The organism is Stappia indica (assembly GCF_001696535.1).
Lineage (GTDB): Bacteria > Pseudomonadota > Alphaproteobacteria > Rhizobiales > Stappiaceae > Stappia > Stappia indica.
Window position 1 is genome coordinate 206,160 of sequence record NZ_MBQE01000006.1, and the last position, 16,747, is coordinate 222,906.

Annotated in this window: 13 protein-coding genes; 5 read left to right on the plus strand and 8 right to left on the minus strand. The window is 68.3% G+C overall.

All coding sequences use genetic code 11. The annotated features are described in order from the left end of the window. Positions 1-39 precede the first annotated feature (39 nt). Both BBX35_RS21065 and BBX35_RS21070 read right to left on the minus strand, forming a co-directional pair. Positions 40-957, minus strand: a complete 918-nt coding sequence (locus BBX35_RS21065) for a pirin family protein (RefSeq protein ID WP_067224338.1) — start codon at positions 955-957, stop codon at positions 40-42. 153 nt (positions 958-1,110) lie between these two features. Next, positions 1,111-1,683: a L,D-transpeptidase family protein gene (locus BBX35_RS21070; protein WP_083206504.1), complete on the minus strand. Its 573-nt coding sequence runs from the start codon at positions 1,681-1,683 to the stop codon at positions 1,111-1,113. Positions 1,684-1,848: 165 nt separating this feature from the next. Between BBX35_RS21070 and BBX35_RS21075 the strand changes: the two genes are divergently transcribed. Together BBX35_RS21075 and BBX35_RS21080 are read left to right on the plus strand one after the other, a co-directional pair. After that, entirely contained in the window at positions 1,849-2,532 is a 684-nt protein-coding gene (locus BBX35_RS21075) for a response regulator transcription factor (RefSeq protein ID WP_067224339.1), read from the plus strand. A gap of 151 nt (positions 2,533-2,683) precedes the next feature. Further along, complete coding sequence (locus BBX35_RS21080; protein WP_208986693.1) at positions 2,684-3,193, plus strand: cyclic nucleotide-binding domain-containing protein; 510 nt, start codon at positions 2,684-2,686, stop codon at positions 3,191-3,193. A 12-nt stretch (positions 3,194-3,205) separates the two neighbouring features. On the opposite strand, the gene BBX35_RS21085 is transcribed toward BBX35_RS21080, so the two are convergent. From BBX35_RS21085 to BBX35_RS21105, 5 genes are all read right to left on the minus strand, one after another. Beyond that, on the minus strand, positions 3,206-3,628 hold the full coding sequence (locus tag BBX35_RS21085) for an organic hydroperoxide resistance protein (protein ID WP_067224343.1): 423 nt from the start codon (positions 3,626-3,628) through the stop codon (positions 3,206-3,208). A 174-nt stretch (positions 3,629-3,802) separates the two neighbouring features. Next, the gene (locus tag BBX35_RS21090) at positions 3,803-4,699 is read right to left on the minus strand and encodes a protein-methionine-sulfoxide reductase heme-binding subunit MsrQ (protein WP_067224345.1); all 897 of its coding nucleotides are present in this window, start codon (positions 4,697-4,699) and stop codon (positions 3,803-3,805) included. Positions 4,700-5,345: 646 nt separating this feature from the next. After that, entirely contained in the window at positions 5,346-5,951 is a 606-nt protein-coding gene (leuD, locus tag BBX35_RS21095) for a 3-isopropylmalate dehydratase small subunit (protein WP_067224346.1), read from the minus strand. 29 nt (positions 5,952-5,980) lie between these two features. Beyond that, entirely contained in the window at positions 5,981-6,931 is a 951-nt protein-coding gene (gene argC / locus BBX35_RS21100) for an N-acetyl-gamma-glutamyl-phosphate reductase (RefSeq protein ID WP_067224348.1), read from the minus strand. Between the two features lie 142 nt (positions 6,932-7,073). Beyond that, the gene (locus BBX35_RS21105) at positions 7,074-7,661 is read right to left on the minus strand and encodes a peroxidase-related enzyme (protein WP_067224349.1); all 588 of its coding nucleotides are present in this window, start codon (positions 7,659-7,661) and stop codon (positions 7,074-7,076) included. Between the two features lie 244 nt (positions 7,662-7,905). On the opposite strand from BBX35_RS21105, the gene BBX35_RS21110 reads away from it, so the two are divergent. Continuing rightward, positions 7,906-12,702, plus strand: coding sequence for an NAD-glutamate dehydrogenase (locus BBX35_RS21110; RefSeq protein WP_067224351.1), 4,797 nt, complete (start codon positions 7,906-7,908; stop codon positions 12,700-12,702). A 140-nt stretch (positions 12,703-12,842) separates the two neighbouring features. Next, a complete protein-coding gene (locus BBX35_RS21115; RefSeq protein WP_244271688.1) occupies positions 12,843-14,174 on the plus strand; it encodes an MFS transporter in 1,332 nt (443 codons plus the stop codon). Positions 14,175-14,240: 66 nt separating this feature from the next. Here the strand turns inward: BBX35_RS21115 and typA are convergent, their stop codons facing one another. Beyond that, a complete protein-coding gene (gene typA / locus BBX35_RS21120; protein ID WP_067224355.1) occupies positions 14,241-16,064 on the minus strand; it encodes a translational GTPase TypA in 1,824 nt (607 codons plus the stop codon). 169 nt (positions 16,065-16,233) lie between these two features. Between typA and BBX35_RS21125 the strand changes: the two genes are divergently transcribed. Continuing rightward, on the plus strand, positions 16,234-16,746 hold the full coding sequence (locus BBX35_RS21125; RefSeq protein ID WP_067224357.1) for a MarR family winged helix-turn-helix transcriptional regulator: 513 nt from the start codon (positions 16,234-16,236) through the stop codon (positions 16,744-16,746). Position 16,747 lies beyond the last annotated feature (1 nt).

Genomic DNA, 16,747 nt, shown 5'->3' on the forward strand with positions numbered 1-16,747 from the left:
GGCGCGTCCGGGCGGACCTGCCGCCCGGACGCGCTTCGTTCAGCGCCTGGCGCCTTCGCGGATGAAGGTGCCCTTCTGCAGCTCGGTCACCGCCTGGATCAGCTCCTGGCGGGTGTTCATGACGATGGGCCCGTGCCAGGCGACCGGCTCGCGGATCGGCGCGCCGGAGACCAGCAGGAAGCGGATGCCGTTCGGCCCGGCGGTCACGGTCACCTCGTCGCCGGTGCCGAAGCGCACCAGCGTGCGGTCGCCGCTTTCGTCGCGCACATGCACCTCCTCGCCGTCGACCTCCTTCTCCAGCAGCACGCCGAAGGGCTGCGAGGCGTCGCGGAACGTGCCCGAACCCTCGAAGATATAGGCGAAGGCCTTGCGGTAGGTATCGACCTTGAAGCGCTTGGTGCGCCCGGCCGGCACGAAGATGTCGGCATAGCTGGGATCTGCGGCGATGCCGTCGACCGGCCCGCGCTTGCCCCAGAACTCGCCGCAGATGACGCGCACATGGGTGCCGTCGTCGTCGGTGATTTCCGGAATCTCGGTCGAGGGCACGTCCTGGTAGCGCGGGCTCGTCATCTTCAGCGAGGACGGCAGGTTGGCCCACAGTTGAAAGCCGTGCATCCGCCCCTTGGCGTCGCCCTTCGGCATCTCCTGGTGCATGATGCCGCTGCCGGCGGTCATCCACTGGATGTCGCCCGCCCCCAGCGTGCCCTGGTTGCCGAGGCTGTCGCCGTGGTCGACGGTGCCGGCCAGCACATAGGTGATGGTCTCGATGCCGCGATGCGGGTGCCAGGGAAAGCCGGCCTTGTAGTCCTGCGGCCGCTCGTTGCGGAAATCGTCGAACAGCAGGAACGGATCCAGCGCGGTCGGATCGCCGAAGCCGAAGGCGCGGTGCAGCTTGACGCCGGCACCTTCCAGCGTCGGCTTCGCCGTTTCCAGATGGGTCACGGGTCTGACGGACATGGGATCTTGCCTTTCTCCCGCCGCCAACGGGGCGGGCTGTCGCGCGCTGTCTTGCGCGCCGTTCCGCAAAAGATAAGCGGCCCGCCCCGCCGCACCAAGGCGCGCCGGCTGGACGCAGTGTTCAACGGAGGCCGAACAATCGCGCCCCGACGTTCAGCCGACCTCGATGGCGGCGCCCGGCCCGCAGGCCGCGAGCAGCAGCTCCATGTCCGCCCGCGCCACCGCCACGCAGCCTTCGGTCGGCGTGTAGCCGGGCCGGGCCAGATGGAAGAAGATGGCGCTGCCGAGCCCCGGCACCGCAGGATTGAGGTTGCAGTCGAGCACGACGACGATGTCGTAGAGCGGATCGTCCCGCCACAGCACCTCGTGCGAGGCGGCAAAGGGCAGCGGCACCAGCGTGTTGTAGCGCGGATGGCCGGGCGCATCGCACCAGCCGGCGCGCGGCAGCGGCGCCACCGGCAGGGCCGAGCGCGGCCGCACGCCCCGGTCGGGACGGTAATAGACCTGCAGCAGCTCGAAGCGTCCGGCCGGCGTTGCCCCGTCGCCCTCGCGCTTGAAGCGGGAAATCCCGCCCCGCCCGACCGCACACGCCGCCGTGAAGGAGCCGAGCTGCAGCACGCCGCGCGTCGCCCGGGGCGAAAGCGTGCGAACCGTCAGGGTTTCGCCCCGTTCCTCGCAGAGCGGCAGCGGAGGCCGGCGGCGCGGTGCGACAAGATCCAGCGTCATGGCGGCAGCCTCCTCACCCGGGGCTCAAGGTTGCGTGAGCAAGATTTGTTGGCGCAAGGCGGGCTTTGCGTCAATGCGCCCTCGCGCAATCGTGTCCGCTTGCTTATGTCAGGAAAACCGGTGCAGATTCCACAGCATGCCCTTCGGTAAGGAAAGGACACGACCATGCCAGCACGCAAAATCCTCATCGTCGACGACGACGACGATCTTCGCGAGGCGCTGGTCGAGCAGCTGTCGCTCTACGACGAGTTCGAGACCCAGGAGGCGCCCAACGCCGCCACCGGCATCAAGCTCGCCGAGGAAGGCCACACCGACCTTCTCCTGATGGATGTCGGCCTGCCGGACATCGACGGCCGCGAGGCGGTGAAGCTGCTGCGCAAGAAGGGCTTCAAGGCACCGATCATCATGCTGACCGGCCACGACACCGACAGCGACACGATCCTCGGGCTCGAGGCCGGCGCCAACGACTATGTCGCCAAGCCGTTCAAGTTCGCCGTGCTGCTCGCCCGTCTGCGGGCGCATCTGCGCAGCCACGAGCAGAGCGAGGACGCGGTCTTCACCATCGGCCGCTACTCCTTCCGCCCGGCGCAGAAGCTGATGACCGACGAGACCGGCGCCAAGATCCGCCTGACGGAGAAGGAAACCTCGATCCTGAAGTTCCTCTACCGGGCAGGCGAGAAGCCGGTGACCCGCGATGTGCTGCTGACCAAGGTCTGGGGCTACAATTCGGGCGTCACCACCCACACGCTCGAGACCCACATCTACCGCCTGCGGCAAAAGGTCGAGCGCGACCCGTCCAATGCCGAGCTGCTGGTGACCGAGGCCGGCGGCTACAAGCTGGTTCCCTGATCCGCGCGGGGGCTTGCCGCTCCGGCAGCCCCTGCCCGGCCGGGCGCGCTGTCCACCGGCAGTCCGCCCGCAGGCCCTCGCAAACGGTTTCCGGGCTTGTGCAAATCGCCGGCTTCGGCGTAATGCTCAAGGCATGAGTCTCGTCCGGGATATGGAATTGTTGCGCCAGGTGCCCTTGCTCGCCGAGTTCCCGGAGGAGCAGATGCGCCTGCTCGCCTTCTCGGCCGAGAATGTCACCTATCGCGATGGCGAGGTGCTGTTCATCGCCGGCGAGCGCGCCGATGCCGGCCTGGTGGTCGCCAGCGGCGAGGTGCTGCTGGAAGGCGGCGACGAGGAGCGCAAGGAGCTCGGCACTTTCGGTCCCGGCAGCCTGATCGGCGAAACCGCGCTGCTGGTCGAGACGCGCCGCCCGGCCCGGGCCGTCGCCGTCGGTCCGACCGAGGTGATCCGCATCCGCCGCGCGCTGTTCAAGCGCATGCTGCAGGAATTCCCCGATATCGCCAGCCGTCTGTTCGAATCGCGCGCCAATCGCTTCCGCGCGACCGCCGGGGCGCTTGCCCGTGTCGGCACCGTGCTGGAGCAGCTGGAACGCGAGCACACGGAGTTTCGCCAGTCCCGCCGCCGCGCCGACCCGCAGGACGGCGACAGCGGCGAGAGCTGAGGGCGCCCGGCCTTACTTCACGTTCAGGGTGACCGGGATGTTGCCGCGCGTTGCGTGGGAATAGGGGCATACCACATGCGCCTTTTCCACCAGCGCCTGCGCGTCCGCCTTGTCGAGGCCCGGAATGGTGATGTTCAGCGTCACGGCAATGCCGAAGCCGGTTCCGTCGTCGCGCGGGCCGATGCCCACATCCGCGGCGACCTGCGTCTCTTCCGACAGCTTCAGCTTCTGCTGGCCGGCGACGAACTTCATCGCGCCGAGGAAGCAGGCCGAATAGCCGGCCGCAAACATCTGCTCCGGATTGGTGCCGGCGCCGCCATCGCCGCCGAGTTCCTTCGGCGTCGACAGGGTCACTTCCAGGCGACCGTCGTCTGACTTGGCGTTGCCGGTGCGCCCGCCGGTCGCGGAGGCGTGAGCGGTGTAGAGAATGGCCATGTCGATCTCCTTTGCATGTGCAGTGTCGCGTCGAGCGCCTGTGGCTCGGTGCCGACCCCTATATAGGCGCAAATTAGATCGTGCACAATATAATTGTGTGCGATTTATTTTCATCCGCCTATGGTCCGCACAGCCTCGTCGGTGAAAATGGCGGAAATCTGCCGCTCGAGAGGATCAGCCGCGCCCTGCGGCGCCCTGCGCCACGGCCTCCCGCGCGCGGGAGCCGAGCCTCAGGACCAGCGGCAGGGCGGCAATAGCGAGCATTGTGCCGAAGACCCACCAGGCCGGGCGGATCGAGTAGCGGAAGTCGAGATTGGCGGCGAGCACCCGCTCCGCCGGCACGCCGGTCGCCAGCGCGTACCAGAGATATTCGATGCAGGCAGTGGCAAGGCCGGCTAAGACCGCGATCCCCGCCAGCACCAGCGGCGAGGTGAGCCTCAGGCCGATCTTCTGGACGATGCGGCAGGCGAAAAGCGCCACCAGGAAGCCCGCCATCAGCACGGCCTCGGTGACGTCCGCCTTCGACTGCAGGAAGAAATGGACCGCCGCCAGCACGGCGATCGGATAGGTCAGCCGGTGCAGCCGGTGCCAGTTCGGTCCCATCCGCCGGATCGCCCCGTCCGTCGAGGTCGCGGCAAGCGCCAGCAGGCCGACCAGCGCGACGAAACCGATGGTGAGATAGACGCGCAGCACGATCTCGCTCGCCACCTTGGCAAGGTCGAAGGACTGGTCGACGACATAAAGGGTGAGATGCGCCAGCGCGTATCCCGCCGCCGCAAGGCCGAGCATGCGACGGATGCCGATCAGCTTGCCCCAGCCGGACACCCGCCGCAGCGGGCTCACCAGCAGCGACAGCAGCAGGAAGCGGATTGCCCAGTCGCCGGTCCCGTGCAGCACTTCCGTCACCGGCTTGGCGCCCAGCGTGCCGGCAAGCAGCCCGTAGGCGAGATGCGCGCCGGGCGCGAGGATCGCCAGGAACACCGCAAGCCCCAGCGGCGAGAACCGCCCATTGCGCTCGCGCCACGGGATATAGGCCCGATAGGCCGGGGTCCTGGTTCCGGATGCCTGCATCTGTCCACTCACTCGGTCTGCCCCTTCAGCGCCGCCGTTACCGGACACATAGTCCTTCGCAAGGTGCAGGTCGCGGCACGCCTGTTCAAGCCTTGGTGAAGCCGCCGTGCACCGCCGTGAGGAAAAGCCCCGTTTGCGCCGGTCGAGAAGATCTGCGAGGGGGAGCGCAGGAACGGCGGAAACGGTCCTCCGACGGGACTCCCATCCGCAGGATGTCATCCCGGTTTCGGCAAAGCCGAAGACCGGGAACCAGTAACCCCGAACGGTTCGAGTGACGCTCTGGCGCTGCCGGCGGAATGCCAGTGGCGGCTACCTTCGCGTCACCATCCGCCCCCGGTGGATACTGGACGCCTGCCTGCGCAGGCGTGACAGCGGCGGGAGCAACGACCCCGCATCCCCTCTGTCGTCACCCCGGCCAAGGCGAAGCCGCGCGCCGGGGCCCATTCGCTCCCAGAGCGGAGGTAAGGACACACCACCCTCCCCGCGTTTTCCGGCACTCCGCCCTCTCCCCTCGCCATCCCAGGCAAGCGAAGCGCGACCCGGGACCGGAGAGCCGGGGGCCTCTCGGCAGCGCTCCAGAACACCACCCCAAAAACAAAAGGGCCGGCGCATTCGCCGGCCCTTGTCTCGTGAAAAACGATCCGCCTCAGATCCAGGGGCGCTCGCCGTCGACCTTGGTCTCGAAGGCACCGATCGACGGGGCCTTTTCCATGGTCAGGCCGATGTCGTCGAGGCCGTTGAGCAGGCAGTGCTTGCGGAACGGGTCGATGTCGAAGCTGACGGAACCGCCGTCCGGGCCGCGGATTTCCTGGGCTTCCAGGTCGACCGTCAGCGTCGCATTGGCGCCGCGCTTGGCGTCGTCCATCAGCTTGTCGAGGTCTTCCTGGCTCACCACGATCGGCAGGATGCCGTTCTTGAAGCAGTTATTGTAGAAAATGTCGGCGAAGCTGGTGGAGATCACGCAGCGGATGCCGAAGTCGAGCAGCGCCCACGGCGCGTGCTCGCGGCTCGAGCCGCAGCCGAAATTGTCACCGGCGACCAGGATCTGCGCCTTGCGATAGGCCGGCTGGTTCAGCACGAAATCCGGGTTCTCGGCGCCGTCGTCCAGCGTCCGCATCTCGTGGAACAGCGCGGTGCCGAGGCCGGTGCGCTTGATCGTCTTGAGGAACTGCTTCGGGATGATCATGTCCGTGTCGATGTTGATGATCGGCAGCGGTGCGGCGACCCCGGTCAGCGTGGTGAATTTTTCCATGGGCGTTTCTCCTGCGAAAACGGACGCGATCAGGCGGCGAGGCTCGTGGCGGCGTCGACACCGAGCATCAGGTTGAGATTCTGCACGGCGGCGCCCGAGGCGCCCTTGCCGAGATTGTCGTAGACGGCCATCAGCACCACCTGGGCCCGCGCGTCGTTGGCGAAGACATGCAGGCGCATGCGGTTGGTGCCGTTGAAGGTCTCCGGATCGAGGTCCGGCGCCTTGTCGGAGCCGCTGAGCGGCGCGACATCGACGAAGGAACCCTGCAGCGCGCCGTAATGGGCCTCCAGCGCGCCGTGAATCTCGGCCGCGCTCGGCGCCTTGGCGAGCAGGTCGAGGCGCAGCGGCACCGCCGTCACCATGCCTTGCGCGAAATTGCCGACCGCCGGCACGAAGATCGGCGTTCCGGCAAGCCCGGCAAAGCGCGTCATCTCCGGCAGGTGCTTGTGGTTGAGGCTGAGCGCATACGGCAGGAAGGCCGGCTTGGCGGCTCCTTCAGCCTCGTAGGCCTCGATCATCTGGCGTCCGCCGCCGGAATAGCCGGAGATGGCGTTGACCGTCACCGGATAGTCGGCCGGCAGCAGTCCGGCATCGATCAGCGGCCGCAGGCAGGCGATCACGCCCTGCGGATAGCAGCCCGGATTGGCGACGCGCTTGGAGGCGGCGATCGCCGCGCCCTGCCCGGCCGTCATCTCGGCAAAGCCGTAGTCCCAGCCCTCGGCCACCCGGTGCGCCGTCGAGGCGTCGATCACCCGCGTGGTGTCGTTCTCGATCAGCGCCACGCTCTCGCGCGCCGCATCGTCCGGCAGGCACAGGATCGTCACGTCGCAGGCGTTCAGCAGCTCGGCGCGCGCGCCAAGGTCCTTGCGCCGCTCCGGCGCGATGGACAGGAGTTCCAGGTCGCGGCGACGGGCAAGGCGCTCGCGGATCTGCAGACCCGTGGTGCCGGCTTCGCCGTCGATGAACACTTTCGCGACCATGGCTTGTCTCCGTCAAAAGAAAGACCCTGCCGGCGGGCGAAAACGGCTCCGCCGGCCGGCACGGGCTTGCGTTCTACACCAGGGCGGTGCCCCTTGTCATGTGGCAGGGCGCATCTCCGCGCATTCGCGCGCGCCGCTTGCCTCAGGCCTTGGCGGGCTGGCGCGCCATCGCGTGATATTCCGGATTGGGACGCATGTCGGTCGCCGCCGCCATCCGGTTCGACATGTTGAAGAAGGAAGCGACCGCCGCAATGTCCCAGATGTCCCGCTCGGAAAAGCCGGCATCGCGCAAGGACTGACGGTCGGCCTCCAGGATCTCGGCCGGCCGCTCGGTCAGCTTCACCGAGAAATCGAGCATCGCCCGGTGGCGCGGCGACAGATCGGCGACGCGGTAGTTCATCACCATCAGCTCGCCCAGTTCGGGATCGCCGGACAGCTGCCGCACCGCCGCGCCATGCGCCGTCAGGCAGTAGAAGCAGCGGTTCACCGCCGACACCGCCACGGCGATCATCTCGCGCTCCAGCTTGCTGAGGCCGCTGTCGGCCAGCATCAGGTCGTTGTACATCTGGGTGAAGGCGGAGAGCTTCGCCTCGCTGAACGCATAGGCGGAGAGCACGTTCGGCACCATGCCCAGCTTCTCGCGGCACTTGTCGAAATAGGCGCGCGTCGCCGCGCTGAGCTCGCCCTCGTCCTCGATCGCCAGCGCGATCGGCCGCTCCGTTGCGTTCATGTCATGCTCCTCCCTTAGATCTTGCGTCGCTACCGGTAAGCCCTTCCGAATTCGGACACCTTTGACCGATAGCGGTGAATCCGGTTCGGGAAAGGATTCCCTCGCGCCCCTACTCGCTCTAGCATGCCGTGCAACCGGCGGCGACCGCGGGATGCACCCCGCGCCAGCCATGCCCGGTGCAAACACGAGAACCGGGCGCGATCGAACGAGAACCGATCAACATGACCCGGATGGTGGGGGACCAATGCCCGAAGCACGTGAGCAAGCAAAAGCCCGACTGATCGAAACGGTGGTGGCAGCGCTCGAGCCCGACATCGGGGCCTTTGCCCGCGACCTGTTCGCCCGCGGCGCGGCCGAGGACGTCATCAGCTATCCGGCGGCGGATCTCGTCGCCATTGCCCGTACCGCCTGGGCCGAGATGGCGAGCCATCCGCTCGGCACCCACCGCATCCACATCTACAACCCCGCCGCCACCGGCGAGGGCAGCCGCGCCGACGAGATCACCGTCGTCGAGATCTTCAACGACAACATGCCGTTCCTGGTCGATTCGGTGATGGGCGAGCTGCAGGCGAACGGCCTGGAGGCGCGCCTGGTGCTGCACCCGATCCTCGCGGTCGAGCGCGACGCCGACGGCCGCCTCGTCGCCTGCCACGGCACGGCCAAGGCCAAGACCGAAGGCGCCCGCCGCGAAAGCGTCATCCACATCCATGTCGGGCGGATCGATGCCAGCATCGAGCGCGAGCAGCTCGCCGAGCGGCTCGACGCCGTGATGAAGGACGTGCGCGCCGCCGTCACCGACTGGAAGCCGATGCGCGACCGCCTCGCCGACGCCATCGCAACCTACAAGAACACCCCGCCGCCGGTGCCGGTCGACGAGCTGGCCGAAGCGATCCAGTTCCTGGAATGGCTCGCCGCCGACAACTTCACCCTGCTCGGCATGCGCGAATACTATTTCGAGGGCGGCGTCGCGGAAGGCGAGCTGTCGCATCGCCGCGGCTCGGGCCTCGGCCTGCTCGCCGATCCGGACGTGCGGGTCCTGCGCCGCGGTTCGGAATTCGTCGTCATCACGCCGGAGATCCGCGAATTCCTGATGAAGCCGGAGCCGCTGATCGTCTCCAAGGCCAATGTCAGGAGCCGGGTCCATCGCCGCGTCCACATGGACTATGTCGGCGTCAAGCTGTTCGACGACACAGGCGAACTCGCCGGCGAATTGCGCATCGTCGGCCTGCTCACCGCCACCGCCTATACGCTGTCCACCGGCAGCATCCCGTTCCTGCGCCGCAAGGTCGACAGCGTGCTGGCGCGCGCCGGCTACGATCCGGAGAGCCATTCGGGCCGCGCGCTCACCAACGTGCTGGAGAGCTATCCGCGCGACGAGCTGTTCCAGATCGACCCGGACCTGCTCTACCATTTCGCCCTCGCCATCCTGCAGCTCGACGAGCGCCCGCGCATCCGCGTGCTCGCCCGCCGCGACCGCTTCGACCGGTTCGTGTCGATCCTGTGCTACGTGCCGCGCGACCGCTACACGACCGAGGTGCGCCTGAAGATCGGCGCCTATCTGGCCAAGGTCTATGACGGCCGCCTGTCGGCCTGGTACGTCACCTATCCCGAAGGTCCGCTCGCCCGCGTCCACTTCATCGTCGGCCGCGACAGCGGCGAGACGCCCGATCCCTCCCAGGAGGATCTGGAGCAGGCGGTCGCCGGCATCGTCCGCACCTGGGCCGACGGCTTCCGCGAAGCGCTGCGCGCCGCCTATGGCGGCAACAAGGCGCTGGAACAGGCGACCCGCTATGCCGACGCCTTCCAGGCCGGCTACCGCGAGGTCTATGGCGGCGAGACGGCGCTGGAGGACATCCGCATCGTCGAGAAGCTGAGCGAGGCGTCCGACACCGCCCTCGCCTTCTCGCGCCGGCCGCAGGACGCGCCCAACCGCGTCGTCCTCAAGGTCTATCACCATCTGGTGCCGATCCCGCTGTCGGCCCGCGTGCCGATCCTGGAGAATATCGGCTTCAAGGTGATCAACGAGCGCACCTACCGCATCACCCCGGCCGACCGGCCGCTCGCCTATCTGCACGAGCTGTCGCTGGAGCCGGCGGGCGGCGGCGACATCGACCTCACCGACGACCTGCGCAGCCGGCTGGAGGCGATCTTCCTGGCGATCTGGCGCGGCCAGGCGGAATCCGACGGCTACAACGCATTGGTGCTCACCGCCGGCCTCGCCTGGCGCGACATCGCTATGCTGCGCGCCCTGTCGCGCTACCTGCGCCAGGCCGGCATCCGCTATTCCGAGGACTACATGTGGCGGACGCTGAACCGCTACAGCGATGTGGCCGCCCGGCTGGTGGAGCTGTTCCACCTGCGCTTCGATCCCGATCTCGACGGCGCCGACCGTTCGCTGGGCGCGGCCCGTGTCGAGCAGGAGATCACCGACGCGCTCGACAAGGTCGACAGCCTCGACGACGACCGCATCCTGCGCCGCTTCGGCAATGTCATCGCCGCGATGCTGCGCACCAACTTCTTCCAGCTCGACGCCCATGGCCAGCCGAAGCCGACCTTCGCCTTCAAGCTGGATCCGCAGCGCATCGAGGAGCTGCCGCTGCCGCGGCCGTTCCGCGAGATCTTCGTCTACAGCCCGCGGGTCGAGGGCGTGCACCTGCGCTTCGGCAAGGTGGCGCGCGGCGGCCTGCGCTGGTCCGACCGGGCGCAGGACTTCCGCACCGAGGTGCTGGGCCTCGTCAAGGCGCAGCAGGTGAAGAACGCGGTGATCGTGCCCGTCGGCGCCAAGGGCGGCTTCGTGCCCAAGCTTCTCCCCGAGGGCGGCAGCCGCGACGAGGTCTTCGCCGAGGGCACCAAGGCCTACAAGATCTTCATCTCCTCGCTGCTCGACGTCACCGACAACCTGTCCGGCGACAAGGTCTGGGCGCCCGAGCGCGTCGTGCGCCACGACGAGGACGACCCCTATCTGGTCGTCGCCGCCGACAAGGGCACCGCGACCTTCTCCGACACCGCCAACGGCATCTCCGAGAGCCGCAACTTCTGGCTCGGCGATGCCTTCGCCTCCGGCGGTTCGGCCGGCTACGACCACAAGAAGATGGCGATCACCGCGCGCGGCGCCTGGGAGGCGGTCAAGCGGCACTTCCGCGAGATGAACCGCGACATCCAGAACGAGCCCTTCACCGTGGCCGGCGTCGGCGACATGTCGGGCGACGTCTTCGGCAACGGCATGCTGCTGTCGAAGGAGATCCGCCTGGTCGCCGCCTTCGACCACCGCGACATCTTCCTCGATCCCGACCCGGATGCGGCCGCGAGCTGGGAGGAGCGCAAGCGCGTCTTCGATCTCGGCCGCTCCTCGTGGAACGACTACAACGCCGCACTGATCTCGGAAGGCGGCGGCGTCTTCTCGCGTCAGGCCAAGTCGATCCCGCTGTCGCCGCAGGTGCAGGACATGCTCGGCCTCGCCAAGGCCAAGGCGACACCCCAGGAGGTGATGAACGCCATCCTGAAGATGAAGGTCGACCTGCTGTGGTTCGGCGGCATCGGCACCTATATCCGCTCCGCCGAGGAAAGCGACGCGGATGTCGGCGACCGTGCCAACGACGCGATCCGCGTCACCGCCGGCGAGGTGGGTGCCAAGGTCATCGGCGAGGGCGCCAATCTCGGCATGACCCAGCGCGCCCGCATCGCCTTCAACCGGCGCGGCGGCCGCAGCAACTCCGACGCCATCGACAACTCCGCCGGCGTCAACTCCTCCGACATGGAGGTGAACATCAAGATCGCGCTCGGCGCGGCCGTGCGGGCCAACCGCCTGTCGGTCGCCGACCGCAACGTGCTGCTGGCGGCGATGACCGACGAGGTCGCGGACCTGGTGCTGCGCAACAACTACCTGCAGACGCTGGCGATCAGCCTGACGGAAGCGCGCGGCATGGAGGACTTCGGCTATCAGCGGCGGATGATGCGCCAGCTGGAGCAGGCCGGCCTGCTCGACCGCACCGTCGAGCAGCTGCCCGACGAGGCCGCCCTCGACGAACTCGCGGCCAGCGAGGCCGGGCTCACCCGCGCCGAGATCGGCGTGCTGCTCGCCTATGCCAAGATCACCCTGTTCGACCGGCTGCTCGACAGCTCGGTGCCGGACGACAGCTATCTCGCCCGCGAGCTCTTCCGCTACTTCCCGCCGGAAATGCAGGACGCCTATGCGGCGGAGATCGAGGGCCACCGGCTGCGGCGCGAGATCATCTCGACGATGCTCGCCAACTCGATGATCAACCGCGGCGGGCCGACCTTCCTCACCCGCATCGCCGACCAGACCGGCGCCGATCCGGCGCAGATCGCCCAGGCCTTCGCCGCGGTGCGCGACGCCTACGGCCTCACCGCCCTCAACGGCGAGATCGACGCGCTCGACACCGCGATCGACGGCCAGATCCAGCTCGGCCTCTACCGCGCCGTGCAGGACCTGGTGCTCGAACAGACCGTCTGGTTCCTGCGCAACGTCTCCTTCGAGGGCGGGCTGCAGTCCATCGTCACCCGCTTCGGCACCGGCATCGATACGCTGGCGCCGGTGCTGGCCAGCGTGGTGCAGCCGGCGCTCAAGGCCGAGATCGAGGCGGAGACGCAGCGCCTGTGCAATGCCGGGGTTCCCGATCCGCTGGCCGCCCGCATCGCCCGCCTGCCGGTCGAGGCCGAGCTGCCGGACATCGTGCTGATCGCCGAGCAGACCGGCCGCGATCTCTCCGATGTCGCCGAGGTGTTCTTCCGCGTCGCCGGCCACTTCCGCCTCGGCGCCATGGAAGCCAAGGCGCGCGGCCTGAAGATCTCCGACTACTATGACGGTCTGGCGCTCGACCGGGCACGGGCAACGCTGGCCGGCGCCCATCGCGACGTCACCGGCGAGGCTCTCGCCGCCGGCGGCTTCGATGCCTGGCTTGCCGCCAACGAGGCGCGCGTCGCGCGCACCGCGCGGGCGGCCGGCGAGATCATCGAGGGCGATCTCTCCGTGTCGAAGTTCTCCGTCGCCGCCGGCCTGCTCGCAGAGCTCGCCGGATGACGACACCCGGCGCCGGACATGCCCCGGGGGACATGACACAGACCGGAAACGACAAGGGAGCGCCCGCAACTGCGGGCGCTTTCCCGACGGGCGAGGACGCTTTCGGAGGGGGCCTTTTGCCGCCGCGCCGCGGTGCGGTCATGAGCTGGCTGTTCTTCGACTGGGCAGCCCAGCCCTTCTTCACGCTGGTCACCACCTTCGTCTTCGCCCCCTATTTCGCCTCAACGCTGGCGGCAACGCCGGCGGACGGGCAGGCTCTGTGGGGCTATGCCACCGCCGCCGCCGGGCTTTCCATCGCCCTGCTGGCGCCCGTGCTCGGCGCCATTGCCGACCGCACCGGCGCCCGCAAGCCGTGGATCGCCGCCTTCTCGCTGCCGCTGCTCGTCGGCTCTGCCGCCCTGTGGTTCGCGGCGCCCGGCGAGCCCTGGGCCATCGCCATCGCGCTCGCCGGCTTTGCCGTTGCCACGCTGGGCGCCGAGTTCGCCACCGTATTCACCAACGCCATGATGCCGGACCTGGTGCCCCGCTCGCAGCTCGGCCGCCTGTCGGGCAACGGCTGGGCGCTCGGCTATGCCGGCGGCCTTCTCTCGCTGGTCATCGCCCTCGGCCTGATGGCATCGAACCCGCAGACCGGGCTGACCATGCTGGGGCTCGAGCCGATCTTCGGTCTCGACCCGGCGACCCATGCCGGCGACCGCGCCTCCGGCCCGTTCTCGGCGATCTGGTATCTCGTCTTCGTGCTGCCGCTGTTCCTGCTGGTGCCCGACGTGCCGCGCCGACCCGTCGCGCTCGGCACCGCCGTGCGCCAGGGGCTTGCCGATCTTGCCGCCACCCTGCGCGAGGCACGCTCCGACCGCCGGATGTTGCTCTTTCTCGCCGCCAACATGATCTACAAGGACGGGCTGGTCGCGCTCTTCGCCTTCGGCGGCATCTATGCCGCCGGCGTGCTCGGCTGGTCCTCCATCGAGATCGGCACCTTCGGCATCCTGCTGACCATCACCGGCACGATCGGCGCGGTGATCGGCGGCCGGCTCGACGACCGGCTCGGGCCCAAGCCCGTGATATCGGGTGCCCTGTTCGTGCTGATCCTGTGCGGCCTCGGCCTTGTCTCGGTCGACCGCGACACGGTGTTCTTCATCATTGACACGAGCCCGGCCCAGCCGGGTGCCGGCCTCTTCGCCAGCCTGCCGGAACAGGTCTTCCTGGTGCTCGGCGGCATCCTCGGCGCGGCCGCCGGCCCCCTGCAGGCCGCCTCGCGCACGCTCCTGGTGCATGTCTCTCCGCCCGGCGCGATGACCCGCTATTTCGGCCTCTTCGCGCTTTCGGGCAAGGTCACGAGCTTTCTCGCGCCGCTGCTGGTCGGCCTCGTCACCGCCGCCACCGCCAGCCAGGCGGCCGGCATGGCGGTGATCCTGGTGTTCTTCGCCGCCGGCCTCGCCCTGCTGTCGCGGGTCGGCGACCGGCCCGCCTGATCCCCCAAAAGAAAACGGGCGGGGTTTCCCCCGCCCGCTCAAAAATCAACTCGACATTTCGAGGCGTCAGGCGCTCTGCTTGGTCGCCGCACGCTCCGCGCGCTTGCGGTCATGCGGATCGAGCAGCGCCTTGCGCAGGCGGATGGTCTTCGGCGTCACCTCGACCAGCTCGTCGTCGTTGATGTAGGAGAGCGCCGCTTCCAGCGACAGGCGGATCGGCGTCGTCAGGCGCACCGCCTCGTCCTTGCCGGCCGCGCGCACGTTGGAGAGCTGCTTGCCCTTCAGCACGTTGACCTCGAGGTCGTTGCCGCGCGTGTGCTCGCCGATCAGCATGCCGCGATAGACCTTGACGCCCGGATCGATCAGCATCGGGCCGCGATCTTCCAGGTTGAACAGCGCATAGGCCACCGCCTCGCCGTCGCCGTTGGAGATCAGCACGCCGGTGTGACGGCCGGCGATCTCGCCCTTGTACGGCGCATAGTCGTGGAACAGGCGGTTGAAGATCGCCGTGCCGCGCGTGTCCGACAGAAGCTCCGACTGGTAGCCGATCAGGCCGCGGGTCGGGGCGTGGAACACCAGCCGGGTGCGGCCGGCGCCCGACGGGCGCATTTCCAGCAGGTCGGCCTTGCGCTCCGACAGCTTCTGCACGACGACGCCGGAATGCTCCTCGTCGACGTCGATGATGACTTCCTCGATCGGCTCCAGCCGCTCGCCGTTCTCGCCGGTGCGGAACACCACGCGCGGACGGCCGACGCACAGCTCGAAGCCCTCGCGGCGCATGTTCTCGATCAGGATCGCCAGCTGCAGCTCGCCGCGGCCCGCGACGATGAAGGCATCGGCCTCGGTGCTGTCCTCAATCTTCAGCGCGACGTTGCCCTCGGCCTCGTCCATCAGCCGCTTGCGGATGACGCGCGACTGCACCTTGTCGCCTTCCGTGCCGGCCAGCGGGCCGTCATTGACGCGGAAGGTCATCGACAGGGTCGGCGGGTCGATCGGCTGGGCCGGCAGCGCATCGGTGTATTCCGGCGCGCAGATCGTGTCGGAAACGGTCGCCTCGCTCAGGCCCGAGACGGAGATGATGTCGCCGGCGACGCCCTTCTCGATCGGCTGGCGCTCCAGGCCGCGGAAGGCCAGCACCTTGGAGATGCGGCCGGTCTCGACCAGCTTGCCGTCGCGCGACAGCGCCTTGACCGCCATGTTCGGCACCGCCTCGCCCGAGACGATGCGCCCGGTCAGGATGCGGCCGAGGAACGGGTTGGACTGCACGGTCGTCGCCAGCATGCGGAACGCGCCCGGCTCGGCCTTCGGCGGCTGGATATGGGCGCGCACCAGGTCGAACAGCGGATCCATGGAGTCCTTCGGACCCTCCGGCTCGGTCGCCATCCAGCCCTGCTTGGCCGAACCGTAGAGCACCGGGAAGTCCAGCTGCTCCTCGTTGGCATCGAGCGCGGCGAACAGGTCGAACACCTCGTCCAGAACCTCTTCGGCGCGCTGGTCCGGCTTGTCGATCTTGTTGATCGCGACGATCGGGCGAAGGCCGAGCTTCAGGGCCTTGCCGAGCACGAACTTGGTCTGCGGCATCGGACCTTCGGCCGCGTCGACCAGCAGAACCACGCCGTCGACCATGTGCAGGATACGCTCGACCTCACCGCCGAAATCGGCGTGGCCCGGCGTGTCGACGATGTTGATGCGGGTGTCGCCGTGGGTCAGCGACGTGACCTTGGCGAGAATGGTGATGCCACGCTCCCGCTCCAGGTCGTTGGAATCCATCATCCGCTCTTCCGTGCGCTGATTGTCGCGGAAGGCGCCCGACTGCTTCAGCAGCACGTCGATCAGGGTGGTCTTGCCATGATCGACGTGCGCGATGATGGCGATGTTGCGCAAGTCCATGTTCGGGCTGCTCCGGAAATGACAACGCGGGCCCACCGGGACCCGCGGATTTTCGCGCCCTCTATAACCGCAGACCCCGATTCTTGCAACGCAGCATTACGCAGGGCCGCCTTGACAGATCCGCTGGACGGGCGCATTTGATAAGGCAACCATATTATCTGGAAAGCTTATGGAACCCGATCTTCCGACCCGGCCGATCGGCTTTCTCGTCGGCGATATCGCGCGCCTGTTCCGCCGTCGCTTCGAGAAGGCCCTCAACATTGCCGATACCGGCCTGACCGCCGGCGAGGCCCGCACCCTCGCCTTCGTCGAGCACTATCCCGACCAGCGCCAGGGCGCGCTGGCCGAGCGCTTCGGCGTCGAGCCGATGACCATGTGCGGCTTTCTCGACCGGCTGGAAACCGCCGGCCTCGTTGCGCGCCGCCCCGACCCGTCCGACCGGCGGGCCAAGCTGGTGGCGCTGACGCCCGAGGCCGAGCCGGTGCTCGACCGCATCCATGCCGAGGCGATCTCGATCCGCCGTTCCGCCCTTGCCGGCATGAGCCGCGAGGAGGTGGACACCGTCTACGCCCTGCTGGAGCGCATGCACGCCAACCTTCAGGCGCAGCACGATCCTCCCGCCGGCACGCCTCCCGGCACTGCCGCCGAACCTGCCCTTCTGGACACATCCGACACCCTTTGAC

Bases quoted from the DNA above. Each gene is read 5' to 3' on its own strand.
- BBX35_RS21065 (WP_067224338.1), bottom strand. From the start codon at position 957: ATGTCCGTCAGACCCGTGACCCATCTGGAAACGGCGAAGCCGACGCTG.
- BBX35_RS21070 (WP_083206504.1), bottom strand. From the start codon at position 1,683: ATGACGCTGGATCTTGTCGCACCGCGCCGCCGGCCTCCGCTGCCGCTC.
- BBX35_RS21075 (WP_067224339.1), top strand. From the start codon at position 1,849: ATGCCAGCACGCAAAATCCTCATCGTCGACGACGACGACGATCTTCGC.
- BBX35_RS21080 (WP_208986693.1), top strand. From the start codon at position 2,684: ATGGAATTGTTGCGCCAGGTGCCCTTGCTCGCCGAGTTCCCGGAGGAG.
- BBX35_RS21085 (WP_067224343.1), bottom strand. From the start codon at position 3,628: ATGGCCATTCTCTACACCGCTCACGCCTCCGCGACCGGCGGGCGCACC.
- BBX35_RS21090 (WP_067224345.1), bottom strand. From the start codon at position 4,699: ATGCAGGCATCCGGAACCAGGACCCCGGCCTATCGGGCCTATATCCCG.
- leuD (WP_067224346.1), bottom strand. From the start codon at position 5,951: ATGGAAAAATTCACCACGCTGACCGGGGTCGCCGCACCGCTGCCGATC.
- argC (WP_067224348.1), bottom strand. From the start codon at position 6,931: ATGGTCGCGAAAGTGTTCATCGACGGCGAAGCCGGCACCACGGGTCTG.
- BBX35_RS21105 (WP_067224349.1), bottom strand. From the start codon at position 7,661: ATGAACGCAACGGAGCGGCCGATCGCGCTGGCGATCGAGGACGAGGGC.
- BBX35_RS21110 (WP_067224351.1), top strand. From the start codon at position 7,906: ATGCCCGAAGCACGTGAGCAAGCAAAAGCCCGACTGATCGAAACGGTG.
- BBX35_RS21115 (WP_244271688.1), top strand. From the start codon at position 12,843: ATGAGCTGGCTGTTCTTCGACTGGGCAGCCCAGCCCTTCTTCACGCTG.
- typA (WP_067224355.1), bottom strand. From the start codon at position 16,064: ATGGACTTGCGCAACATCGCCATCATCGCGCACGTCGATCATGGCAAG.
- BBX35_RS21125 (WP_067224357.1), top strand. From the start codon at position 16,234: ATGGAACCCGATCTTCCGACCCGGCCGATCGGCTTTCTCGTCGGCGAT.